This is a genomic window from Streptomyces sp. NPDC058246, from assembly GCF_042881985.1.
Taxonomy (GTDB): domain Bacteria; phylum Actinomycetota; class Actinomycetes; order Streptomycetales; family Streptomycetaceae; genus Streptomyces.
Genome location: NZ_JBHVWZ010000035.1, coordinates 18,790 through 41,557, shown reverse-complemented (window position 1 = coordinate 41,557; position 22,768 = coordinate 18,790). Strand labels below are relative to the sequence as shown.

The following is a 22,768-nucleotide window of genomic DNA, read 5'->3' as shown; positions in this document are numbered from 1 at the left end:
CGGCTTTACCGCTCTGGCTTACCGCCCGGGCTTTTCGGCGCGCTCCGCCTGCTTCTCCTGGATGCGGACCGCTTCCTGGCGGACCTCGGCCTGGGTGGCGCGCTCCCGGCGCAGCCACCCCGGGTCCTCCTGCTTCAGGGCGTCGATCTGCTCGGTGGTGAGGGCCTCGGTGACTCCGCCGCGGGCGAGCCCGGCGATGGAGATGCCCAGCTTGGCCGCGACCACGGGCCGCGGGTGCGGGCCGTTGCGTCGCAGCTCCCGCAGCCACGCGGGCGGGTCGGCCTGCAGCGCGTTCAGCTCGGCGCGCGAGACGACGCCCTCCTGGAACTCGGCGGGGGTGGCCTCGAGGTACACACCCAGCTTCTTCGCCGCGGTGGCGGGCTTCATGGTCTGGGTGGTCTGGTGCGACGTCATACGTCAAGGGTATCGAGCGTGTGCGCGACCTCCGACCACGACCGATAGCCTGGCGAGGTGACTGGCTCGGAAGTACCTCCTTCGTTCCGGCTCGCCTATGTCCCGGGAGTGACGCCCACCAAGTGGGTGCGGATCTGGAACGAGCGGCTGCCCGACATCCCCCTGACGCTCGTCGCCGTCTCCGCCGACGAGGCGTTCGACGTACTGCGGGCCCGCGGCGCGGACGCCGGCTTCGTACGGCTGCCGGTCGACCGGGAGGACCTCAGCGCGATCCCCCTCTACAGCGAGACGACGGTGGTCGTGGTCCCCAAGGACCACATCGTGGCGGCGGTCGACGAGGTGACCTCCGAGGATCTGGCCGACGAGGTCGTGCTGCACCCCCTCGACGACACCCTCGACTGGGAGCGCAGCGCCGGGACCCCGCCGGGACAGCCCGCGTTCGAGCGCCCCGCGACCACGGCGGACGCCGTGGACCTCGTGGCGGCGGGCATCGGAGTCCTGGTCGTCCCGCAGTCGCTCGCCCGTCTGCACCACCGCAAGGACCTCACATACCGGCCGGTCACCGACGCCCCGGAGTCGCGCGTCGCGCTGTCCTGGCCGCAGGAGGAGACCACCGACCTGGTCGAGGACTTCATCGGGATCGTCCGCGGCCGGACGGTCAACAGCACGCGCGGTCGTACCCCGGCCGCAGCCGCCCAGCCGAAGTCCAAGCCCGCGCCCAAGCGCTCCGACGCGAGTGGCGGCGCCCGGCGGAAGCCCGCGGCGGGCAAGTCGGGATCCTCCAAGGGGGGCGCCAAGGCCGGCGCCAAGGGCAGCGCCAAACGCGGAAAGCCCCGCCGCCGCTCCTGACCCCTTCCTCTTCCTACCGGGTCTTGCGGGCCCCTATTCATACCGGGTCTTACGGGCCCCTCTTCCTACCGGGTCTTGCGGGCCGCGCAGGCGCGAGCCGCCCGGACCCGGTTGCCGCACTTCGTCGTCCAGCGCCGCGCCGCGTGCGAGCGCAGGAACCACCGGGTGCAGCCGGCCGCCGCACAGGGGGCGAGTTGCGGGGACTCGGGGCCGGTGAGGAGCTCGGTCGCGTCGTCGGCGAGATCGTCGGCCCGCGCGAGAGCGCCGACCATGGATCCGCGGCGTCGTTCACCGTGGACGGCGTCCACCCGCACGACGTCGGCCAGATCCTGGACGAGCGGGGCGTCGCCGTGCGCGTCGGCCACCACTGCACCCGCCCGATCGTGCGGCGCTACGGGATCCCGGCGACCACCCGCGCGACCTACTACGTCTACCACACCCCGGCGGAGGTCGACGCACTGGCCGAGAGCGTTCGCGCAGCTCAGAGGTACTTCGGAGCTCCTGGGAGCTGACGAGAGTCGATGTCGACGGGGGCCGGGCGAGAAGGATCGCCGGCAGCGCTTGACCTGGAGCGCGCTCCAGGTTTTACGGTTTACTCATGACCAGCGGACAGCCCCTCCCGCAGGAGCCGACGCTCACGATCGCCCAGGTCGTCGAGCGCACCGGACTCTCGCACGACACGTTGCGGTACTACGAGAAGGCCGGACTGATCGAACGGGTCGGCCGGACCACCGGGAACCAGCGGCGCTACGAGGTGGCCGACCTGGCCTGGCTCGAGTTCCTGATCCGGCTGCGCGAGACGGGCATGTCGATCGCGGACATGCAGCGGTTCGCGCAGCTGCGGGCGCGCGGCGATGTCACGGTCCCCGACCGGCTCGCGCTGCTCCGGGAGCACCGCGCCGACCTCGCGCACCGCATCCGCGCACTGCGCCGCAACGCGGCCGCCCTCGACGACAAGATCGACCACTACGAACGGCTGCTCGAAGCGGAACACCCGCACGAGCAGTCGGGAACGGCTGACCTCACATGATCAACACCACCGCCACCACCCGTGACGAGCGCTTCGAGCACGGCCTGAAGATCCTCGAACGCGTGGACGGCGAGGCCGGACAGCGCGTTGTCGACGCACTGTCCGACATCAACCCCGAACTGGGCCACCAGATCGTCGCCTGGGCTTTCGGCGACATCTACGACCGGCCCGGACTGGCCCCGCGCGACCGCCAGTTGGTCACGCTCGGCATGCTCACGGCGCTCGGCGGCTGCGAGACCCAACTGGAAGTTCACGTCAACGCGGCCCTGAACGTGGGCCTTTCGTCGGAGCAGATCGTCGAGGCGCTGCTGCACTCGGCGGTGTACTGCGGCATACCGAAGGCGATGAACGCGACCCTGGTCGCGAAGAAGGTGTTCGCCGAGCGAGGGCTGCTGCCCGCCGGACAGCGGCCCACGACGCCGGCCGACCCCTCTTGAGGCGCGCCTCTTCGTGAAGAGCTTCCGCACCTCGTCGTCGGCCGAGGTCCATGAGGCGTGGTGGTGGTGTTCGAAATTCCGTACATCGATCAGTGCTTCGGACGGCAAAATAGGGAGAGGACAGGAGCGCGTCAATGAGTCGCGCAGCATCGGATCGGAGGGGACGGAGGGCGGGACGGTATGGGCGAGTTCTGGCCGGTGGCGGACGTGCTGGCCTACCTGACCGGCGGCTGGCGGGTGGAGCGCGCGGTGCGGGATCTGGCCGGCGCCACGGAGGGGCGATTCACGGGGACCACCGTCTTCTCGCCACTCGACGACGGAGCCGACGGCCTCCTGCATCAGGAGTCCGGCACCTTCGTGTGGCAGGGCACGCCCCGGCCCGCCGAACGGACGCTGCGGTTCCTGCCGGGGCGGGCCCCGGGGACCGCCCTCGTCCAGTTCTCCGACGGCCGCACCTTCCACGACCTGGACCTCACCACGGGGCGGCACGTCGCCGACCACCCGTGCGTGGCGGACCTCTACCGGGGCGAGTTCACGGTGCACGCGGCGGACCACTGGCGCACGGTGTGGCGGGTGGGCGGACCCGCCAAGGACCTGCTCCTGATAACCGAGTACGAGCGGGTGCCGTAGGCGCGCTACGTCGCGGCCTCCAGGCGCAGGTTCCAGCGCCGGTAGTTCCCCGTGAGGGTCACCGACGACAGGGGTCGTACGTCGATGTTCCAGTACGTCGACGGCTGGGCCTTCAAGGCGTACACGAGCGCCGCCCGCACCACCGACGGCTCGGCCACGGCGACGATGCGGCTGCCGTCGTCGCCCGGGCGCGTGTCGAGCCAGTCGCCGACGCGGGAGATGAAGGACAGCAGGGACTCACCGCCGTGCGGGGCGGAGCGCGGGTCGCCGAGCCAGGCGTCGACGGCCTCGGGCTCCCGGGCCATCGCCTCGCCCAGCGTGAAGCCCCGCCATCGGCCCATGTCGCAGTCGCGCAGGGCGAGCTGGACGAGCGGCCCGTAGCCGAGGGCGTCACCGGTGGCCCGGCTGCGGGGCGTCGGCGAGCAGTAGCGCAGCTCGGCCGCCGCCAGCGGCACCAGCTCGGAGGCGGCGCGCTGCACTTCGTCCCAGCCTGCCTGGTCCAGCGGCCGGTCGTCCTCGAAGCGTTCCGCCAGCAGCGAGGAGCTGCGGGCGGCGGCTACGAACGTGACCCGAAGATGCATGCGCAGATCGTGGAACGCCGGACTCCGCAGGTCAAGAGGGGTTACGCAGGGTATGCGCGGACTCACTGGAGCGACGTCGTCCGCTCCCTGCCACCCCCAGCCTCCCCGAGCTCCCGGCTTCGCCCGGGAAGCCGCCCCCACCCTCCCCAAGCTCCCGGCTCGCTCAAGAGGGGTCCCCCAACCCCCAGGGGGACCCCACTCCCTGGGGCCCCGCCCTCATACCCCCGTATCGGCCTGAGCGGCCCCGTCCTCGAACGCTGGACGGGCTGACGCCAGTCGCCGCACCCCCTCAGTGATCTCCTCCGTCCCCGCCACCGCCGCGAAGCTCAGTCGCAGATGGGCGGCCGGGGGTTCCGCGCTGAAGTAGGGGCGGCCGGGGGTCAGGGCCACGCCGGCCCGCAGGGCACCGGCGACCAGGGCCGACTCGTCCGTGCCGTCGGGGAGGCGGAGCCACAGGTGGTAGCCGCCCAACGGAATGTGGGGCAGGGCGAGTTCCGGGAGGTTCAGCAGCAGCGCGGCGGTCATCGTGTCGCGGCGGGCCTTCAACTCGGCCGACAGGGAACGGAGATGGCGGGGCCACGCGGGCGAGCCGACGAGTTCGAGGGCGGCCTCCTGGAGCGGGCGCGGCACGAAGAAGGTGTCGACGACCTGGATGGCGCGCAGCCGTTCGAGTACCGGCCCCCGGGCGGCCAGTGCGCTCACCCGGAAGCTCGGCGAGGTCGCCTTGGTGAGCGAGCCGACGTACACGACGACTCCGTCGGGGTCCTCGGCGGCCAGCGGACGCGGCAGCGGGCCCGCGTCAGCGTGGACGAGACGGCGTACGAAATCGTCCTCGATCACGAACGCCCCCGCCTCACGCGCGATCCGCAGCACCTCGCCCCGCCGCTCGGGCGCCAGCACGGCCCCGGTCGGGTTCTGGAACAGTGGCTGGCAGACGAAGACCCGGGCGCCGGTCGCCCTGAACGCGTCGGCGAGCAGGGCGGGTTTCACCCCGTCGGCGTCGACCGGCACGGGGACCGGCCGCAGACCCGCCGCACGGGCGATCGCCAACATGCCGGGATACGTGGGTGATTCGACCAGCACCGGGGCGCCCGGCGGGGCGAGGGCGCGCAGCGCGGTGGTGAGCGCGGCCTGGCCGCCGGCCGCGATGAGCACCTCGGCGGCACTGATCGCTCCGCCGATCTCCCGTGCGAACCACTCACGCAGTTCCGCGAGCCCCTCCATGGGCGGCCGGGACCAGGCGCCCGGGCGGCGCCCGGCGCGGGAGAGGGCCGCGCCCATCGCCCGCTCCGGCTGGAGCGAGGGGTGCAGATAGCCGCCGTTGAACTCGATGACGCCGGGCGGCGGGGCGGCGAGCGAGACGAGGACGCCGGACGCGTCCACCGTGCGGGGGACGAGCTCGGTGGCGGAGTCAGCGCTGAGCGCGACCTCCTGCCAGGAGGTGTCCCCGGCAGTCGAGGTGGCCGCACGCGGCTGTGACCGGAACGCACCGGCGCCGGGCCGGGTGACCACCAGGCCCTCGGCGGCGAGCTGTGCCAGCGCCCGCGACACCGTCACCGGGCTCACCCGGAACCGCTCGATGAGCGCCCGGCTCGACGGCAGCTTTCCACCTGGAGAGTAGCGGTCGAGCTCTCGACGCAGCTGATTCGCCAGATCTCCCACACTGCTACGCTGTTGCATGAGAGCACAGGATAGCGCTACTGCCGAGACCGTGATAGCGGTCGTCACCTCCGGGAGCACCGCGACCGAGACCGCCCGGTCCGCGGCGACGGGCGGCCGGTCCTCGGACACCCTGCGCGCGGACCGCCGCTCCGGCACCCTGCAAGCCGCCCTCGGCGTGACCGCCTTCTCCCTCACCTTCCCCGCCACCGCCTGGGGCCTGGAGGGCTTCGGCCCGTGGTCCCTGGTGGCCGTGCGCAGTCTGCTGGCAGCGGTCATCGCGGGCGGCTGCCTGCTGGCGTTGCGCGTTCCCGTGCCCGGTGCGCGGCACTGGGCGGGGCTCGCGGTCGTCGCCGCGGGTGTCGTCCTCGGCTTCCCGATGCTGACTACGCTCGCGCTGCGGACGTCGACCACCGCGCACGCGGCCGTGGTCGTCGGGCTGCTGCCGCTGACGACCGCGCTGTTCTCGGCGCTGCGCACCGGGGCGCGGCCCTCACGGATGTTCTGGCTGGCGGCCCTCGCGGGCGCGGCCGTGGTGATCGCGTTCACCGTGCAGCAGAGCGGGGGCGCGCTGACCGGCGCGGACGCGTATCTCTTCGGGGCGCTGCTGATCTGCGCGGCGGGCTACACCGAGGGCGGCCGGCTCGCCCGAGTCATGCCGGGCTGGCAGGTCATCGGCTGGGCGCTGGTCCTGTGTCTGCCGCTCACGGTGCCGGGCGCGCTGCTCGCGCTGTCGTACGAGCCCGTGCAGCTGACCGCGCACAGCGTGACGGGACTGCTGTGGGTGGCGGCCGGTTCACAGTTCCTCGGTCTGGTCGTCTGGTACCGCGGGATGGCATCGATCGGGATTCCCAAGGCCAGCCAGTTGCAGCTGGCCCAACCGCTGCTCACACTGGTGTGGTCGGTACTGCTCCTTGGCGAGCAGCTCACACCGGCCGCACCCCTGACGGCCGCCGCCGTTCTGGTCTGCATCGCGCTCACCCAGCGGGCGCGGGACTGACCGGCACGCACGGGCCGGGCCAACCGGCACTACCAGCCGTAGACTTGCGGCCACGGATCGCTACTCCCGTACACGACGAGGAGACCGTTCAGATGCGTGCATCCGAGGGCGACCAGATCGTGCAGCACGGCAGGATTGTCGGGCAGCACGACAAGGTCGGGAAGATCACCGAGGTCATGGGGGCGGAAGGCACTCCCCCGTACCGCGTGAAGTTCGAGGACGGGCACGAGGGCGTCTGCTCTCCGGGCCCCGACACCGAAATCCGTCACAAGGACACCCTGTAGCAGCTCAGCACGGGGGTACGCCCAGTCGGCGTGCCCTGGCTCAGCGCGGAGTTCTCGCCGGCCGCTGATAGTGGTCGGCGACGACCCGTGCCATCGCGCCGATCCGGTCGGCGCGTACCTCCTCGGCCGAGAAGAAGACATGCCCGCCCACCTGTGGGTAGTCACGGGCGAAGGTGAGGTGCCGGGAGAGCTCGGCGGGGTCCTGCCAGGCCGCGGGCTGACCCGCTTTCCCGGCCTTGTACAGCGCCTCCCCGGCGTACAGCTGCACTCCGGTGCCCTCCGCGACCCGTGCCCACCAGGGCAGCAGGCGCGCGTAGTCGGCGGCGGCCAGACCGATGTTCCAGTACAGCTGCGGGCAGATGTAGTCGATCCAGCGTTCCCGGACCCACTTCCTGGTGTCGGCGTGCAGATCGTCGTACGTCTGCACACCCGCGGTGGTCGCCGAGCCGAGCGAGTCGGTGCCGGCGTTGCGCCACACCCCGAACGGACTGATCCCGAAGCGCGCCCCGGGCCGGACCTCCTTGATGCGCGACGCCGTGTCCAGGACCAGGCGGTCGACGTTGTGGCGCCGCCAGGCGGCCTTGTCCGGGAATCCCTCGCCGTGCGCCGCGTAGGTCGCGTCGTCGTCGAAGACCTGGCCGGCGACCGGATACGGGTAGAAGTAGTCGTCCCAGTGCACGGCGTCGACCGGGTACTTGCGCACCGCGTCGAGCATCGCGTCCTGGACGAACGTCCGGACCTGGGGCAGCCCCGGGTTGTAGTAGAGCTTCCCGCCGTACGGCACGACCCAGTCGGGGTGCCTGCGGGCCGGGTGCGCGGCGGCGAGCTTCGTCGGATCGGTGTGGCTCGCGACGCGGTACGGGTTGAACCAGGCGTGCAGCTCCAGGCCCCGCGCGTGGGCCTCCCGCACCGCCGTGCCCAGCGGGTCCCAGCCGGGATCCCTGCCCTGGACCCCGGTCAGAAACTGGGACCACGGCTCGTACGACGAGGGCCACAGCGCGTCGGCCATGGGGCGCACCTGGAAGATCACGGCATTGAGGCGGCGGCGTACGGCGGTGTCGAGATGGGCGAGGAGTTCGTCACGCTGCCGGACGGCGGTGAGGCCCGGACGTGAGGGCCAGTCGAGGTGGGCGACGGTCGCCAGCCACATCCCGCGCAGCTCGCGCGCCGCCCGCGCCCGGCCCGGCGAAGCCGAACCCGAGGACTCCGAGCCCTCGGACTCCGGACCCGAAGACACCGGACCCGGGGACCCCGAATCCCGGGGAGCCGTGGCGTCCCCCGCCGTCACGAAGCCCGACAGTGTCGCCGCAGCGGCCACCGCGAACCTCCGGCGTGACGGTCGCCCCATCTCGCACCCCCTACGCAGCGAATCCGTCCGGTCACGGATCGTCTCCTCGCCCAGCATGCCTGACCCGCACGATCGATCATCGATACTTCGGAGTAACGTGCACGATCGGAGCAGGCACCGAACAACGGGGGTCCTGCCAGGTGTGTAGATCAGCGAAGGGGACGATGTGACCGACATCGAACGCGTCGGAGTCGTGGGCTGCGGCCAGATGGGAGCGGGCATCGCCGAGGTGTGCGCCCGCGCCGGCCTGGACGTCAAGGTCGCCGAGACCACCGGCGAAGCCCTGGAGATCGGCCGTACCCGGCTCTTCAACTCCCTGTCCAAGGCGGCCGAGCGCGGCAAGATCTCCGAGGAGGAGCTCAAGGCCACCCAGGACCGGCTCAGCTTCACCACCGACCTCGGCGAGTTCGCCGACCGCGACCTGGTGATCGAGGCCGTCGTCGAGAACGAGCAGGTGAAGACAGAGATCTTCCAGGTCCTCGACCAGGTCGTGACCCGGCCGGACGCGATCCTCGCCTCCAACACCTCCTCGATCCCGCTGGTGAAGCTCGCCGTCGCCACCTCGCGCCCCGACCAGGTCATCGGCATCCACTTCTTCAACCCGGCCCCGGTGCAGCAGCTCGTCGAGCTGATCCCGGCGCTGACCACCTCCGAGGGCACCCTCGGCCGCGCCCAGCTGTTCGCCGAGAAGGCGCTGGGCAAGCACGCGATCCGCGCCCAGGACCGCTCCGGCTTCGTGGTCAACGCGCTGCTGATCCCGTATCTCCTGTCCGCGATCCGGATGTTCGAGTCGGGGATCGCCAGTCGCGAGGACATCGACAACGGCATGGAGCTGGGCTGCGCCCACCCGATGGGGCCGCTCAAGCTGTCCGACCTGATCGGCCTCGACACGGTGGCCTCGGTCGCGTACTCGATGTACGAGGAGTACAAGGAACCGCTGTACGCCGCTCCCCCGCTGCTCCAGCGCATGGTGGACGCCGGCCGGCTCGGCCGTAAGTCGGGCTCGGGCTTCTACACGTACGCGTGACGGGCACACGGCACGCGGACGGGTTGTCGGCCGCCCGTACGCGTGGCGCCCGTGACGGCTCGTTGGCCTGAAGACACCCCTGCCTGATTACGGACCGTGAGCCTCGGGCTTGCGCGGGCCCGGCACCGTTCGCGGTGCCGGGCCCGCGCCATTCACACACCGTGTGCGCGCCGGGCACGCATATGCCCCTCGCACACGCTCCCCACCTGTCCACCAGGCGAGTTGACTTTCCGTGCGCATGTAAGGGATGTGACGACTACGGAAAGGAGCGGACAAGTGACCGCCGACCCCGAGCATCCCCTGGCCCCAAGGGAACTCGCAGAGTTACGCCGGTCCCTCGAGGTGGGCTTCACCCGCATCGAGGGAGGCCTGGCGCTGCTCACTCAGCGCGACGACCAGACCGCCAAGGATCTCGACGACCTGAGCGCACGGGTCGTCGCCCTGGAACACACCCGCTGGCCACTGCCCGCCCTCGCGGTCCTTGCGGCCGTGGGCGCGCTGGCCGTGGCCGTCTGGCAGGCTCTGGGCCACTAGGTGGTCCCAGGACGTTGGGGGGGGACGATCAGGGCAACGCGTCCTGCCCGAGCCTGAGGTGGTGCAGGAGGAGCAGTGCGGCAGCCATGTTGGCGGCCGGGACCTCGCCGCGGGCGACCATGTCGGGAACGAGTTTTAAGGGAACCCATTCCCGACGGTCCGACTCGAAGTCGTCCACGGGGTGTCCGATGTACGCGCCTTCATCGGCCCAGAAGATGTGGTGCCGGGCGTCGGTGAGCCCGTTGGAGGGCTCGACGCTCATCAGATGGCGCAGAGGTCCCGGCCGCCAGCCGGTCTCCTCCTCCAGTTCGCGGGCCGCCGCCACGGCGATGTCCTCACCGTCCTCGACGACGCCCGCCGCGAGTTCCCATCCCCAGCTGTCGGTGATGAAGCGGTGCCGCCACAGGAGCAGCACCTCATTGGCCTCGTTCACCACCGTGGCCACGGCCACGGGCCGCAGCCGGATCAAGAAGTGATCGAGGTGCCGACCGTCCGGCAGCTCGACATCTGCGAGATTGACGCTGAACCAGCGGTTTTCATACACAGTTTGTTCGTTCTGTTTCGTCCACTGCACGGTTCTGCCACCTTCCGCCGAGTAGATGGCAATATCGCAGCAGGAGCGTCCTGACAGCAGGCTCACAGCAGTCGGGGCACAGTGCAGCGGTGGCGGCGGGCCAGGTGTCTAGAGCGGTACGCGCAGTGCGCCGTCGATGAGTTCGGCGGCCTCGGAGGTCCCCGCACAGCCGCTGCGCACCAGGTGTTCGCGTACCGCGCGCAGTCTGTCGCGCAGGCGCTGGGACTCCATCCCGCGTGCCTGCTCGGCCATTTGGACCGCGGTGGCCACCGCCTTGTCGGCGTTGCCCTGGCGCAGTTCGATGTGGCTGAGCATGGCGAGCCGGTGCACGCGTCCCCGGTCGTGCGCCGGCGTGTCCACGGCCGCCATGGCGTGCTCGGCCGCCGCCACCAGGTCGCCGAGGCTGAGCAGCGCCTCCGCCACCTGTACGTTGACCAGGCCCGGCTGGACATAGCCGGTCTCATCGGGCTCGTAGCCGCGTCGAATCCGCTCGGCGGCCTGCTCGGCACGCCGGATGCAGGACAGCGCGCTGCTGCCGTCGCCGAGGTGCGCGTACGCCTTGGCCTGCATCGCGTAGAGGTCGGAGGCGAGCGCCGGAGTGATGTGCCGTCCGGCGGCGCGCAGCGCGGCCTCGGCGAAGGCGACGGCCTGCCGGTACTCGCGCATGAACAGCGCCTGGTTGACCAGCAGGGCTATGACGTAGGCACCAAGTCCCCGGTCCCCGCTGGCCTTCGCCAGGCGCAGCGCCTGGTGGAAGTAGCGCTGGGCGAGTCCGTGCGCGTCGGAGTCGTAGGCGCAGATGCCCGCGATGGCGACCAACCCTCCGGTCGCGCGGTGGAGTTGACGGCCGGTGGCGTCCGTGTAGCTGCCGCGCAGCAGGGGCGCGGTCTCGGAGTTGAGGAAGCCGACGATCCGGGTGCGGGTCGCTATGCCGCCGGCCTTGCGGTACATCTGCTCGTAGTGGGCGCGGGCCGCGCGCAGCATCTCGATGTCGGACATCTTCACGTGATGGCGTCCGCCGCGTGAGACGTCCACGTCCTCGGGCGGGTTCTCCCACTCCCACACGGGCATCACCGCGGGCGTTCCGGTGACGGCCGGGGCGCCGAGGATGTGCGGGCGCTGCTGTTCGTCGGAGCGCCACAGGGCGGTGGCGCGCTCGACGAAGCCGGAGAGCGAGGTGCCGTGCGGTGCGGCCGGCTCGCCGGGTACGCCGAGACCGATGTCGTCGAGCGTGACGGGCCGGTGGAGCCGTCCCGCGAGCACCTCGCAGATCAGGTCGGGCACCTGGCCGCGCGGCCGCTGGCCCTTCAACCACCGTGCGACGGCGGTGTGTTCGTACCTGAGCGCGAGACCGCGCGCTCTCCCTGCCTGATTGACGTGGGCGGCGAGTCCCGCGTGCGAGATGCCCGCCTCGTCGAGAATCGCGTCGAGCAGAGTGTTGGGCTGCATGAAGGCCCCCCGGGTGACTCGTTGCCGTCAGACTAGTGCGTCCTGTTCCACACGGGGTGTGAACCGAGTGCTTCACACGGGGTGTGAACCGAGTGCCCGTATCCGGGCAGTACGCGCGCTGTCGCGGAGCGTTTCTGGCCGGTTGACTGAAATGCCTCGCAAGAGGCCGGCCGGGCCGCCGGCTCCCCCTCGTACAGTGCGGCGGCCCGATTCCGCGCCGTCCGCCCAGCTGCCTGCCCGACACTCCGTGGCGGGGCGGACGGTCGCCGCCGGCTCCGACCGAGCGATCGAGTACCGGGTACTACAGGTGATTTGACGGCTGCTGGTCGTGTGCGGCTGGGCAGCCGGCGCCCCCCGCCCCTACCCGGGGGCGCGTGGCCCGGCGGTCATTGCGCAGGACGAGCAGGGCGATGTCGTCGGCCGGTCTGCCTCCCGCATGGCGGAGCAGCGCGGCGAAGACAGATCGGAGGATCGCCTGAGGGACGACCACCGGGGTCTCACGTGCCGCCTCGGCCAGAGTCGCCGCCAGTGGGAAGAAGCGGCCTCGGGCGTCACGGGCGTCCTCGGCCCCGTCGGTGTGCAGGAACAGCGCCTCGCCGGGCAGGAAGGGGCCGCAGTCGGTGGGCGCCAGCTCGGCCGGAAGCGGGAACGGACCCAGCGGAGGCAGCGGATCGGCCCGGGTCAGCGGTTCGGCCCTGCCACCGCTCAGCAGATACGGCCAGGGGTGACCGCAGTTGAGGGCGTACACCTCGCCGTCGTGGCGGATCTCCAGCAGCAGCACGGTGACGAACTCCTCCGCGACGGAGCTGTCGGGATCGAGTCCGGCCGAAGGGTGCTCGGCCCGCGCCCGCTCGCGCAGATGCCGGGCGTGCGCCCGCTCGAGTCTTCTGAGGACGCAGCCGAGTTCGGGCTCGTCGTGCACGGCCTCGCGGAAACTGCCGAGGACGGCGGCGACCGTCCCGATGGCGCCGATCCCGTGCCCGCGGACGTCGCCCATGACGATCCGTACACCGTGCTCGGTGGCGATCACCTCGTACAGATCGCCGCCGATGCTCGCGCCACGGTCCGCGGACAGCTGGGCCGCGGCGGTGTTCAGCCCGTCGATGCGCGGGGGCAGCGGCCGCAGCAGCACGTTCTGGGCGGCGCCAGCGACCTTGCGGAGCTGCCGGAGCTCCCGCAGCAGCGCCCGTCTGACGTGGAGGATCAGGCCCGTCCCGACCGCGAAGAAGACGGCGCTGGTGACGATCCGCGCGCCGAGCCCGTTCTGCTGGGCGAGCGGACAGGCCATTTTGTACGTGATCGCCGTCGCGCCCCAGACGGTGGGCAGCCCCAGAGAGAGCACCCGCCGAAGACGCCGGGGATCGCACCGGGGATCCCGCTGCGGAGGGCGTGGGCCCCTGCGGGCGACAACGGCCCTGAACCCGCTGTGCGTGCGCGCATGTGCTCGGGGCCTCGCCCTGCAGGGAACCCCAGCCTTGATACGGATCATGCCGATGGCCCCCCATTAGGCCCTGACTGCGCAGTACGGCCCTGGAGTTCCACCTCGTACCCTCTGGGCCGGTCCGATTCTGTCGACCGCATGCCCCGATCGGGCCAGATCGCCCGCACTTGTCACCCGAATGAGTGAGGCACCTTCGGACACGTGCATTTATGCAGGTGGGCGTGGGGTGAAGCGCCCCTGAGAGGAGCGCGGGGAACTGCGTGACAAGCCGCGAACAACCCGCAGCCGACGGACGACCCGCAGTTCCCCGGTACAACCGGCGGAGCCTCTAGCTCCGCCGGTTGTACCGGGGGAGCCTCTAGGCTCCGCGCAACACCGCCCCCGTGCGCTCAGCGGCCAGCGCCACCGCCGCGTCGCGAGCGGCCGACGCCTCGTCGACCGTCAGCGTGCGGTCGGCGGCGCGGAACCGCAGCGCGTACGCCAGCGACTTCCGGCCCTCACCGAGCTGCTCCGCGTTCTCGTAGACGTCGAACAGCCGGATGGACTCCAGCAACGCACCGGCGCCCTCGCGGAGCGCGGCCTCGACATCCGTGTGTGGGACGGACGTGTCGACGACCAGCGCGACGTCCTGCGTGGCGACCGGGAAGGTGGAGATCCGCGGGCCCTTCACGAGGCCGGCGCTCGCGCGCTCCAGGGCGTCCAGGTCCAGCTCCATCGCGCAGGTGCGCGCGGGCAGGCCCAGGGTCTTCAGGACACCGGGGTGCAGCTCACCGGCGTACCCGATGACCTTCTCCGCACCGTCGACGCGGACCGCGAGCTCGGCGCAGCGGCCCGGGTGCCACGGCCCGTACTGGCTGGAGCGGACGAGGAGTTCGGTCCCCGCCTCGCGGGCCAGGATGCGCGCGGCCTCGATGGCGTCGGCCCAGTCGGCCGGACGGCCCTTGCCCCACCAGCCGGCCTGCTCGCGGGCGCCCGCGAGGACGACGGCGGCGTGCCGGGGCTGGACGGGGAGGGCGGCGGTGAGCGACGCGATCTCCTCGTCGGTGGGACGGTGGTCGACGGGCAGCCGCCCGGCGACCCGCAGCCGCTCCTGCGGGTGGAAGACCAGGCCCGTCTCGAAGAGCGCCAGGTCGTGCGAGCCGCGTCCGTCGTTGCGGCGCAGCGCGCCGAGCAGGCCCGGCAGCAGCGTCGTACGGAGGGCGGGCTCCTCGTCGGAGAGCGGGTTGACCAGCTTGACGACCTTGCGGTTCGGGTCGTCGGCGGCGAGGCCGAACTGGTCGAAGACATGCTCGCCGATGAACGGGTAGTTCGGCGCCTCGACGTACCCGGCGCCGGCCAGCGCGCGGCCGATGCGACGGTGCAGCCGCTGCCGGTCGGTGAGGCCCAGGCCCGCGGGGGGCTTCGGCAGCGTGGAGGGCAGGTTCTCGTAGCCCTCCAGCCGGATGACCTCTTCGGCCAGGTCGTTCGGATCCGTCAGGTCGGGCCGCCAGGACGGCACGGTGACGATCAGCTCGTCCTGCCCGTAGACGTCGCAGCCGACCTGCTGGAGACGGCGTACGACGGTCTCGCGGCCGTAGTCGACACCGGCCACCTTGTCCGGGTGGTTCGCCGGGATGGTGATGGTGTGCGGCGCGGAGGGCGCGATGACCTCGGTGACCCCGGCGTCGGCGGTGCCGCCGGCGAGGAGGACGAGGAGGTCGACCGTGCGCTGGGCGGCGGCGGAGGCGGCCTGCGGGTCGACACCGCGCTCGAAGCGCTTGGAGGCCTCGGAGGCCAGCTTGTGGCGGCGGGCCGTGCGCGCGATCGCGATGGCGTCGAAGTGCGCGGCCTCGATGACGACCTCAGTGGTGGTGCCCTCGGTGTCGTCGATCTCGGTGTTCGCGCCGCCCATGACACCCGCGAGGCCGATCGGCCCGCGGTCGTCGGTGATCACCAGGTCCTCGGCGTCCAGCGTGCGGGTGACGCCGTCGAGGGTGGTGAGCTTCTCGCCCTGGGTGGCCCGGCGCACGCCGATCGCGCCCTGGACGCGGGTGCGGTCGTAGGCGTGCAGGGGCTGGCCGAGCTCCAGCATCACGTAGTTGGTGATGTCGACGGCGAGCGAGATCGGGCGCATGCCCGCCTTCTGGAGGCGGCGCTGCAGCCAGATCGGGGAGCGGGCCTCGGGGTCGAGACCCGTCACCGTACGGGCGGTGAAGCGGTCGCAGCCGAGCGGCTCGGAGATCTGCACCGGGTAGCCGAACGCGTTCGGCGCCGGTACGTCGAGCAGCGCCGGGTCGCGCAGCGGCAGGCCGTAGGCGACGGCGGTCTCGCGGGCGACGCCGCGCATCGACAGGGCGTAGCCGCGGTCGGGCGTGACGGCGATGTCGAGGACCTCGTCGACGAGCTGGAGCAGCTCGATCGCGTCGGTGCCGACCTCGGTCTCCGGCGGCAGGACGATGATTCCGCCGCTGCCGTCGTCACCCATGCCCAGCTCGTCGCCGGAGCAGATCATGCCGTGCGAGGTCCTGCCGTACGTCTTGCGCGCGGCGATCGCGAAGCCGCCGGGCAGCACGGCGCCCGGGAGGACCACGACGACCTTGTCGCCGACGGAGAAGTTGCGGGCGCCGCAGACGATCTCCTGGGGCTCACCGGTGCCGTTGGCCTGGCCGACGTCGACCAGGCAGAAGCGGATGGGCTTCTTGAAGCCCTCCAGCTCCTCGATGGACTGCACCTGGCCGACGGCCAGGGGGCCCTTGAGGTCGGCGCCGAGCTGCTCGACGGTCTCGACCTCCAGGCCGACCGAAATGAGCTTGGCCTGGACGTCGCGCCCGGTCTCCGTCGCCGGCAGGTCGACGTACTCCCGCAGCCAAGAAAGCGGGACCCGCATCAGATCTCCATCCCGAACGGCCGGGTGAACCGGACGTCACCCTCGACCATGTCTCGCATGTCTTCGACGTTGTGGCGGAACATCAGCATCCGCTCGATGCCGAACCCGAAGGCGAAGCCGCTGTACTTCTCCGGGTCGACGCCGCAGGCGATCAGCACCCGCGGATTGACCATGCCGCAGCCGCCGAGCTCGATCCAGCCCTCGCTGGAGCAGGTCCGGCAGGGGCGGTCGGGGTTGCCGACGGACTCGCCCTTGCAGACGTAGCAGAGCATGTCCATCTCGGCGGACGGCTCGGTGAAGGGGAAGAAGTTCGGGCGCAGCCGGGTCTTCATCTCCGGACCGAAGAGCGACTGGACCATGTGGTCCAGGGTGCCCTTGAGGTCGGCCATGGTGAGGCCCTCGTCGACGGCCAGCAGCTCGATCTGGTGGAAGACCGGGGTGTGCGTGGCGTCCAGCTCGTCCGTGCGGTACACACGGCCCGGGCAGACGACGTAGACCGGGGGCTCGCGGTCGAGCAGGGCGCGGGCCTGCACGGGCGAGGTGTGCGTGCGCAGGACCACACCGGACTCGTCGCCCGAGCCCGCGGCGGAGCCGCTGTCGGACGCAGCCTCGGGGCCCTGTACGAAGAAGGTGTCCTGCATCTGCCGGGCCGGGTGGTCCGGGCCGAAGTTCAGGGCGTCGAAGTTGAACCACTCCGCCTCGACCTCGGGGCCCTCGGCGATCTCGTACCCCATGGACACGAAGACGTCCGCGACCCGCTCCATGAACGTGGTCAGCGGGTGCCGGGCGCCGGCCGGCACGCGGTCGTACGGCAGCGTGACGTCCACCGCCTCCTCGACCAGCACGCGGGCGTCGCGATCGGCCTCCAGCTCCGCCTGGCGGGCGGCCAGGGCCTTGTTGACGGCGCCCCGGGCCTGGCCGACCAGCTTGCCGGCCGCGGCCTTGGCGTGCGGGGGCAGGGCGCCGATCTCGCGGTTGGCGAGGGCCAGCGGCGAGGTGCCGCCGGTGTGGGCGACCTTCGCCTCCTGGAGCGCGTCGAGGTCACCGGCGGCCGCGAAGGCGGCGAGCGCCTCGTCCCGCATGCGCTCGATCTCTTCCGGTTTCAAGGCCTCGACCTCTACAGGGTCGTACGACTTATTCGGTGCCGACATCTCTTCCCGTGCTTCCGGTTGGCTGGCGGATGGTCCCCGCCGACGACTCGGAGACGAATCGTCCACATCGAGGGACGCAAAGGTGCCAAAGGCCGAGTCTAACGGGGTGGGAGCATGCCCTGGACGCGCAGTCCGAGGGGTGACTCCGGTACGCGTGCGCCCGTGGGGCCTCTTCGGCGTCAGAGCAGATACGCCGGGGTGCCCACGGGCAACGTAAATCGGAACTCGGCGCCGCCGCCGGGGGCGCGGCCGACCGTGATGGTGCCGCCGTGGGCCTCGACGATGCCCTTGACGATGTACAGCCCGAGGCCCGTGCCGCCGCGCTTGCTGCCCCGCCAGAAGCGGGTGAAGACGCGGTTCATGGACTCCTCCGGGATGCCGGTGCCTTCGTCGCTCACGGTGACCGACGTGGCGGCGTTCGCCGCGCTCGCGACGGTCGCCGTGCTCGCTGTGCTCTCGTCGTCGCCCCGCTCTCGCGGGGACGCCGAGGGCGCCACGTCGATCGTGACGGTTCCCTCGCCGTGGCGCACCGCATTTTCCAGGAGGTTGCTGAGCACCTGGTCGATCTTGTCCGGGTCGGCCCAGAGGGCGGGCAGGGGCTGCTCGATGCGCAGCAGGAAACGGTCGGCCGACTGTCCCGAGGCGACGTACGCCTGGATGTGCCGGCCGACGGCCGCGCCGATGTCGACGGGCTGGCGGCGCACTTCAAGGCGTCCGGAGTCGATGCGGGAGATGTCGAGCAGCTCGGCGATGAGGCGAGTGACGCGGTTCGCGTCGGCGTCGACGGTCTCCAGCATGAGCTTCTTCTGGTCGTCGGTGAAGCGCTCCCACTTGGCGAGCAGGGTGGCCGTGAAGCCCTTGACGGAGGTGAGCGGCGAGCGCAGTTCGTGGGCGACGGTGGCGATCAGCTCGGCGTGGCTGCGCTCGGTGCGGCGGCGGGCCTCGGTGTCGCGCAGCGAGACGACGACGCGGCGGACGGGTCCGGCGGGGTTCGTCCGCACATAGCGCGCCGAGACGAGGACCTCACGACCGCCGGGCAGCAGCAGATTGCGCTCGGGCTGGCCGTTGCGGATCGCCAGACCGCCGTACGGCTCGGTCAGCTGCCACCAGCGGCGACCCTCCAGATCCTCCAGAGGGAGAGCCGATTCGAGCCGGCGTCCGAGGGCCTCGGAGGCCGGCACGGCGGTGATGCGCGCCGCGGCGGCGTTGAAGCAGACCACCCGGCCGTGCTCGTCGGCGACGACGAGCCCGTCGGGCAGATCGTCGGGGTCGATGCCCAGCTCGGCTCCGGGGTCGATTCCGGCTCCGGGGTCGATTCCGGCCTCGGGGTCGCCTTTGGGTTCGGGGGGGACTTCGGGGTCGACTCCGGCTCCGAGGTCGGCTTGGGGTTCGGCGTCGGCTTTGGGTTCGGGGTCGGTCTTGGCTCCGTGGTCGACTCCGGCTCCGAGATCGATTCCGGCTCCGGGGTCAACTTCGGCGTCGGATTCGGCTTTGGCTTCGGGGTCGATTCCGGCTTCGGAGTCGCCTTTGGCTCGGGCTTCGGCTTCGAGGGCGGGGTCGGCTTCACGCTCGGTGGTGAGCTCACCGCGCCGGGACGTGGGTGTGCCGCGCACGTCCCGTGCTCGCGGCGCCTTCTGCGCACCGCTCGTGCCGACACTCATCCCCGTACCCCACCTCTCGTCTGGCGCAGAGGGCCCCCGAGCCCGTCACCCTACTAGCTGTCGGTGACGGAACGGCACCCTCCGGAGGCACGCTGTGCACGGGCGGATGCGTAGAGACATACGGCTGCGGCCGTGGCGAGGTTCAGACTCTCGGCCCTTCCGTGGATCGGAACGCGCACGACGGCATCGGCCAGCGCGCGGGTCTCCTCCGGAAGCCCCCATGCCTCGTTCCCGAACACCCAGGCCGTGGGCCCGCCCATGGTTCCGTTGTCGAGCTCGTCGTCGAGGTCGTCCTCCCCCGCCCCGTCGGCGGCGAGAATCCGTACGCCCGCGTCCTTGAGCCCCTGCACGGCCCGCTCCACGGGCACACCGACGGCGACGGGCAGATGGAACAGGGACCCCACCGAGGCGCGTACGGCCTTCGGGTTGTACAGATCGACGGACGCGTCGGTGAGGACGACGGCCTCGGCGCCGGCGGCGTCGGCGCACCGCAGCACGGTTCCGGCGTTCCCGGGGTCCCGGACGTGCGCGAGTACGGCGACGAGCTTGGGCCGCTGCCGGAGGATCTCCTCGAACGGGGTGTCCAGGAACCGGCAGACCCCGACAAGCCCCTGCGGGGTGACCGTCGTGGAGATGTCGGCGATCACCTCCTCGGCGGCGAGGTGCACTCGGGCCCCGGCGTCGCGGGCGTCCGCCACGATGTCGGCGTACCGCTCCGCGGCCTCGGCGGTGGCGAACAGCTCGACGAGGGTGGCGGTGCCGTCGGGGCGATGCGCCGCCGCCTCCCGGACGGCCTGCGGCCCCTCGGCGAGGAACAGCCGCTCCTTCCCTCGGAAGTTCCGCCTGGCCAGCCGCCGCGCGGCGGACACACGAGACGAACGCGGGGAGATCAGCTCGGGAGCCGGGGACATGGGATCACCTTCGGGGTTACGGAGGGGCGTTCTCATCCGCCACGGGGGCGTCGGACCCGCCAGGACGGCACTGATCACCCGCTGCGCGGCGAATCCGCTTCGCGGTGGACCCGCTTCCCGGCGCATCCGCTCGTCCTGGCGGATACCCCGTCGTGGTCGCGGTCGCACGCCGCGCAGCGGGTTCCCGCCCCGAGGGCGCCGGGCGCGATCGGCTGCGGTGCCGCTCGCGGGCTGCGTCTGCGTCCGGCGGTCGCGGTGGAGCGCTTGGCGGCGAATCGTTTTGCGCGGCTTGGCCCGGCTTTGCATGCGGCGGCAGCGGGCGGGGCAGGCGCAGGCCATGCCCGCAGCCGTCCCGCGCGGCGCGCGGCCCGCAGGAGCGACCGTGCAGCGTTCGCGGGGAGGGGACGACCGGGTTTGCACAGGCTCACCGCTCACGCCGACCGCAGGTCGGCCGGGCCCCACGCAATCGGACCCGCAGGCCGTCATGGCCTGCGGGTCCGATGTGCATCCGGCTCAAGCCAGCGCGAGCGTCACGCGGCCTTCGGCGCGTTGACGTCCGACGGCAGCGCCTTCTGCGCCACCTCGACGAGCGCGGCGAACGCGTTGGCGTCGTTGACGGCCAGCTCCGCGAGGATCTTGCGGTCGACCTCGATGTTCGCGGCCTTCAGACCCTGGATGAAGCGGTTGTACGTGATGCCGTTGGCGCGGGCAGCGGCGTTGATGCGCTGGATCCACAGCTGACGGAAGTCACCCTTGCGCTTCTTGCGGTCGTTGTAGTTGTAGACCAGCGAGTGGGTGACCTGCTCCTTGGCCTTGCGGTACAGGCGCGAACGCTGACCGCGGTAGCCGGAGGCGGCTTCGAGGATCGCCCGGCGCTTCTTGTGGGCGTTGACTGCCCGCTTGACGCGTGCCACTTGTTAACTCCTTGTAGCGGGGCCGTGGTTGGACTCACACGACCCGAAATCGATGGGGTCCCGGTCGGAGATCAGACGCGCGGTGCGCGCCCGACGTCACTTGCCGAGAAGCTTCTTGATCTTCTTGGCGTCGCCCGGGGCCATCTCGGCGTTGCCGGTGAGGCGGCGCGTCAGTCGGGACGACTTGTGCTCGAGCAGGTGGCGCTTGCCGGCGCGCTCACGGAGCACCTTGCCGGAGCCGGTGATCTTGAAGCGCTTGCTGGCACCGCTGTGCGACTTGTTCTTCGGCATAGCGCCGTTCTCTCCTCGTCAGTGGCGTTCCGGTGCCCGGTCGTGAAACCGGGCACGGTGGAACGTCATATGTATCGATTGACATCCCTGGACTGGTGTCCCGGGACTCCCTGGACTCGCGTCCTGGGTATCCCGGGGCTCTCGCCCTGGGATCAGGCCTCGGCGGAAGCCTCGGCCGGGGCCTCGGTGGTCTCGGCCTCGGTGGTCTCGGCGTCGGCGATCTCCGCGTCGGCGATCTCGCCGTCCGCGGCGTTCTGCGAGCGACCCGGGTTGGCCTTCGCTTCTGCCTTGCGAGCCGCCTGTGCCTCACGGGCCTCGGCCATCGCCTCGGTCTTCTTCTTGTGCGGACCGAGAACCATGATCATGTTCCGGCCGTCCTGCTTCGGGTTCGACTCGACGAAACCGAGGTCCTCGACGTCTGACGCGAGACGCTGCAGCAGTCGGTAGCCGAGTTCCGGCCTGGACTGCTCGCGACCACGGAACATGATCGTGATCTTGACCTTGTCGCCCTGCTTGAGGAACCGGACGACGTGACCCTTTTTGGTGTCATAGTCGTGCGGGTCGATCTTCGGCCGGAGCTTCATTTCCTTGATGACCGTGTGCGCCTGGTTCTTGCGCGCCTCACGGGCCTTCATGGCCGACTCGTACTTGAACTTCCCGTAGTCCATGAGCTTGCAGACCGGCGGGCGCGCGCTCGCGGCCACCTCGACCAGGTCGAGGTCGTACTCCTGCGCAAGCTCCAGCGCCTTGGCAAGCGGAACAATCCCGACCTGCTCGCCGCTGGGACCGACAAGTCGCACCTCGGGAACGCGAATCCGGTCGTTGATGCGGGGCTCGGTGCTGATGGATCCTCCTCGGTAGCACCACACGGCGGTCTGGCGGACAGCCGCGTATGTCTCTGATGACATTGGACCAACCACCGCGGGGCATGAAAAATGCCCCGGACGGGACACAGGCGGGGCTCCAAGGACTACCGGAACACCGCCGCGGTGAACCGCGGGGCGCACTTCGGGCGACTCCACCGTCCGTACGGAACGGTGGTGGCCGCCTGACCGGGTGACCCGCCATCCCTGAGGACGGTCGGGTGGGAGATCGGAGCCTCCACTTGTGGGCCGGGCACATGCGTGTCCAGCCGGTCGTTACACAAGGTTAGCAGCTCCCCGGGAGAGGCGCGAACCGGCGTGCTCCGGGCAGGCCACCCGCCCTTGTCGCCCGGTGCGGGCGCGGCCACGCGAACCTCCCCCGCTCAGTGCGGGCGCGGGCACGTGCGCCTCCCCCGCTCAGTGCGGGCGCGGCCACCCGTACTCCCCCGCACGGGGACGGGCGCGCCGGGGCCTATCGTGTGAGGCATGAGTGACACCCCTCCCCAGAACCCCGACTACGACACCATGACCCGCGACATCGCCGAGGTCCCCGCGGTCGAGGTGATCGTGACGGTCGCCGTCAACCTGATGAGCGCCGCCGCCGTGAAGCTCGGTCTGACCGAGGAGGGCGACGAGCACAAGGACCTCGACGAGGCCCGCAAGCTGGTCACCGCGCTGGCCGGTCTGCTCGACGCGAGTGCGACGGAGATCAGCTCTTTCCACGCGGCGCCGCTGCGCGACGGCCTCAAGTCGCTGCAGCTGGCCTTCCGCGAGGCGTCGATCGTCCCGGACGAGCCGGGCCAGGGCCCGGGCGAGAAGTACACGGGCCCGATCTACGGCTAGGACTCACGGCG

At 71.3% G+C, this 22,768-nt stretch carries 23 protein-coding genes and 1 pseudogene; 10 read left to right on the top strand and 14 right to left on the bottom strand.

Annotated features, from left to right (window positions below; genetic code table 11):
- Nucleotides 1-18: 18 nt before the first annotated feature.
- Nucleotides 19-414, bottom strand: a complete 396-nt coding sequence (locus ACFVXA_RS34335) for a DUF5997 family protein (protein WP_383746114.1) — start codon at nucleotides 412-414, stop codon at nucleotides 19-21.
- 57 nt (nucleotides 415-471) lie between these two features.
- On the opposite strand from ACFVXA_RS34335, the gene ACFVXA_RS34330 reads away from it, so the two are divergent.
- From ACFVXA_RS34330 to ACFVXA_RS34310, 5 genes and pseudogenes are all read left to right on the top strand, one after another.
- A complete protein-coding gene (locus ACFVXA_RS34330) occupies nucleotides 472-1,263 on the top strand; it encodes a LysR family substrate-binding domain-containing protein (RefSeq protein WP_383746112.1) in 792 nt (263 codons plus the stop codon).
- Between the two features lie 242 nt (nucleotides 1,264-1,505).
- Nucleotides 1,506-1,775, top strand: a pseudogene (locus ACFVXA_RS34325) (aminotransferase class V-fold PLP-dependent enzyme); the annotation flags it as partial.
- 86 nt (nucleotides 1,776-1,861) lie between these two features.
- On the top strand, nucleotides 1,862-2,293 hold the full coding sequence (locus ACFVXA_RS34320; protein WP_362020836.1) for a MerR family transcriptional regulator: 432 nt from the start codon (nucleotides 1,862-1,864) through the stop codon (nucleotides 2,291-2,293).
- The gene (locus ACFVXA_RS34315) at nucleotides 2,290-2,730 is read left to right on the top strand and encodes a carboxymuconolactone decarboxylase family protein (protein WP_384021491.1); all 441 of its coding nucleotides are present in this window, start codon (nucleotides 2,290-2,292) and stop codon (nucleotides 2,728-2,730) included. The genes ACFVXA_RS34320 and ACFVXA_RS34315 overlap by 4 nt, the downstream gene beginning before the upstream one ends.
- Before the next feature lie 180 nt (nucleotides 2,731-2,910).
- The gene (locus tag ACFVXA_RS34310; RefSeq protein WP_362020830.1) at nucleotides 2,911-3,360 is read left to right on the top strand and encodes a DUF6314 family protein; all 450 of its coding nucleotides are present in this window, start codon (nucleotides 2,911-2,913) and stop codon (nucleotides 3,358-3,360) included.
- 5 nt (nucleotides 3,361-3,365) lie between these two features.
- Here the strand turns inward: ACFVXA_RS34310 and ACFVXA_RS34305 are convergent, their stop codons facing one another.
- Nucleotides 3,366-3,941 carry a histidine phosphatase family protein gene (locus ACFVXA_RS34305; protein ID WP_362020827.1) on the bottom strand — a complete coding sequence of 192 codons (576 nt, stop codon included), beginning with the start codon at nucleotides 3,939-3,941 and terminating at the stop codon, nucleotides 3,366-3,368.
- Between the two features lie 216 nt (nucleotides 3,942-4,157).
- Nucleotides 4,158-5,621, bottom strand: a complete 1,464-nt coding sequence (locus ACFVXA_RS34300) for a PLP-dependent aminotransferase family protein (RefSeq protein WP_390028204.1) — start codon at nucleotides 5,619-5,621, stop codon at nucleotides 4,158-4,160.
- Between ACFVXA_RS34300 and ACFVXA_RS34295 the strand changes: the two genes are divergently transcribed.
- Entirely contained in the window at nucleotides 5,620-6,600 is a 981-nt protein-coding gene (locus ACFVXA_RS34295; RefSeq protein WP_390028202.1) for a DMT family transporter, read from the top strand. The genes ACFVXA_RS34300 and ACFVXA_RS34295 overlap by 2 nt on opposite strands.
- A 92-nt stretch (nucleotides 6,601-6,692) precedes the next feature.
- On the top strand, nucleotides 6,693-6,884 hold the full coding sequence (locus ACFVXA_RS34290) for a DUF1918 domain-containing protein (RefSeq protein WP_362020818.1): 192 nt from the start codon (nucleotides 6,693-6,695) through the stop codon (nucleotides 6,882-6,884).
- Between the two features lie 40 nt (nucleotides 6,885-6,924).
- Here the strand turns inward: ACFVXA_RS34290 and ACFVXA_RS34285 are convergent, their stop codons facing one another.
- Nucleotides 6,925-8,232, bottom strand: a complete 1,308-nt coding sequence (locus tag ACFVXA_RS34285; RefSeq protein WP_390028201.1) for a glycoside hydrolase family 10 protein — start codon at nucleotides 8,230-8,232, stop codon at nucleotides 6,925-6,927.
- A gap of 166 nt (nucleotides 8,233-8,398) precedes the next feature.
- Here ACFVXA_RS34285 and ACFVXA_RS34280 point away from each other — a divergent pair, with 166 nt between their 5' ends.
- Together ACFVXA_RS34280 and ACFVXA_RS34275 are read left to right on the top strand one after the other, a co-directional pair.
- Nucleotides 8,399-9,259 (top strand): 3-hydroxybutyryl-CoA dehydrogenase, encoded by an 861-nt coding sequence (locus tag ACFVXA_RS34280; protein ID WP_362020812.1) that lies wholly within the window; start codon nucleotides 8,399-8,401, stop codon nucleotides 9,257-9,259.
- Between the two features lie 276 nt (nucleotides 9,260-9,535).
- Nucleotides 9,536-9,793 (top strand): hypothetical protein, encoded by a 258-nt coding sequence (locus ACFVXA_RS34275; protein ID WP_362020809.1) that lies wholly within the window; start codon nucleotides 9,536-9,538, stop codon nucleotides 9,791-9,793.
- Between the two features lie 28 nt (nucleotides 9,794-9,821).
- Here the strand turns inward: ACFVXA_RS34275 and ACFVXA_RS34270 are convergent, their stop codons facing one another.
- The 10 genes from ACFVXA_RS34270 to infC form a co-directional block, all read right to left on the bottom strand.
- Nucleotides 9,822-10,367 carry an NUDIX hydrolase gene (locus ACFVXA_RS34270; RefSeq protein ID WP_362020806.1) on the bottom strand — a complete coding sequence of 182 codons (546 nt, stop codon included), beginning with the start codon at nucleotides 10,365-10,367 and terminating at the stop codon, nucleotides 9,822-9,824.
- 108 nt (nucleotides 10,368-10,475) lie between these two features.
- Entirely contained in the window at nucleotides 10,476-11,816 is a 1,341-nt protein-coding gene (locus ACFVXA_RS34265; protein WP_362020803.1) for a transcriptional regulator, read from the bottom strand.
- Between the two features lie 301 nt (nucleotides 11,817-12,117).
- Nucleotides 12,118-13,104: a PP2C family protein-serine/threonine phosphatase gene (locus ACFVXA_RS34260; protein ID WP_389472376.1), complete on the bottom strand. Its 987-nt coding sequence runs from the start codon at nucleotides 13,102-13,104 to the stop codon at nucleotides 12,118-12,120.
- A gap of 511 nt (nucleotides 13,105-13,615) precedes the next feature.
- A complete protein-coding gene (pheT, locus tag ACFVXA_RS34255; protein WP_362020801.1) occupies nucleotides 13,616-16,123 on the bottom strand; it encodes a phenylalanine--tRNA ligase subunit beta in 2,508 nt (835 codons plus the stop codon).
- The gene (pheS, locus tag ACFVXA_RS34250) at nucleotides 16,123-17,274 is read right to left on the bottom strand and encodes a phenylalanine--tRNA ligase subunit alpha (RefSeq protein WP_362020798.1); all 1,152 of its coding nucleotides are present in this window, start codon (nucleotides 17,272-17,274) and stop codon (nucleotides 16,123-16,125) included. Before pheS ends, pheT begins: the two co-directional genes overlap by 1 nt.
- A gap of 179 nt (nucleotides 17,275-17,453) precedes the next feature.
- Nucleotides 17,454-18,590 (bottom strand): ATP-binding protein, encoded by a 1,137-nt coding sequence (locus ACFVXA_RS34245; protein ID WP_362021113.1) that lies wholly within the window; start codon nucleotides 18,588-18,590, stop codon nucleotides 17,454-17,456.
- A 398-nt stretch (nucleotides 18,591-18,988) separates the two neighbouring features.
- The gene (locus ACFVXA_RS34240; protein ID WP_383743151.1) at nucleotides 18,989-19,846 is read right to left on the bottom strand and encodes a TrmH family RNA methyltransferase; all 858 of its coding nucleotides are present in this window, start codon (nucleotides 19,844-19,846) and stop codon (nucleotides 18,989-18,991) included.
- A gap of 530 nt (nucleotides 19,847-20,376) precedes the next feature.
- Nucleotides 20,377-20,760, bottom strand: a complete 384-nt coding sequence (gene rplT / locus ACFVXA_RS34235; protein WP_030356289.1) for a 50S ribosomal protein L20 — start codon at nucleotides 20,758-20,760, stop codon at nucleotides 20,377-20,379.
- A 96-nt stretch (nucleotides 20,761-20,856) separates the two neighbouring features.
- Entirely contained in the window at nucleotides 20,857-21,051 is a 195-nt protein-coding gene (gene rpmI / locus ACFVXA_RS34230) for a 50S ribosomal protein L35 (protein ID WP_003947156.1), read from the bottom strand.
- A 152-nt stretch (nucleotides 21,052-21,203) separates the two neighbouring features.
- A complete protein-coding gene (infC, locus tag ACFVXA_RS34225) occupies nucleotides 21,204-21,920 on the bottom strand; it encodes a translation initiation factor IF-3 (RefSeq protein ID WP_362021110.1) in 717 nt (238 codons plus the stop codon).
- Between the two features lie 480 nt (nucleotides 21,921-22,400).
- On the opposite strand from infC, the gene ACFVXA_RS34220 reads away from it, so the two are divergent.
- Nucleotides 22,401-22,757 (top strand): DUF1844 domain-containing protein, encoded by a 357-nt coding sequence (locus tag ACFVXA_RS34220; RefSeq protein ID WP_362020790.1) that lies wholly within the window; start codon nucleotides 22,401-22,403, stop codon nucleotides 22,755-22,757.
- Nucleotides 22,758-22,768 lie beyond the last annotated feature (11 nt).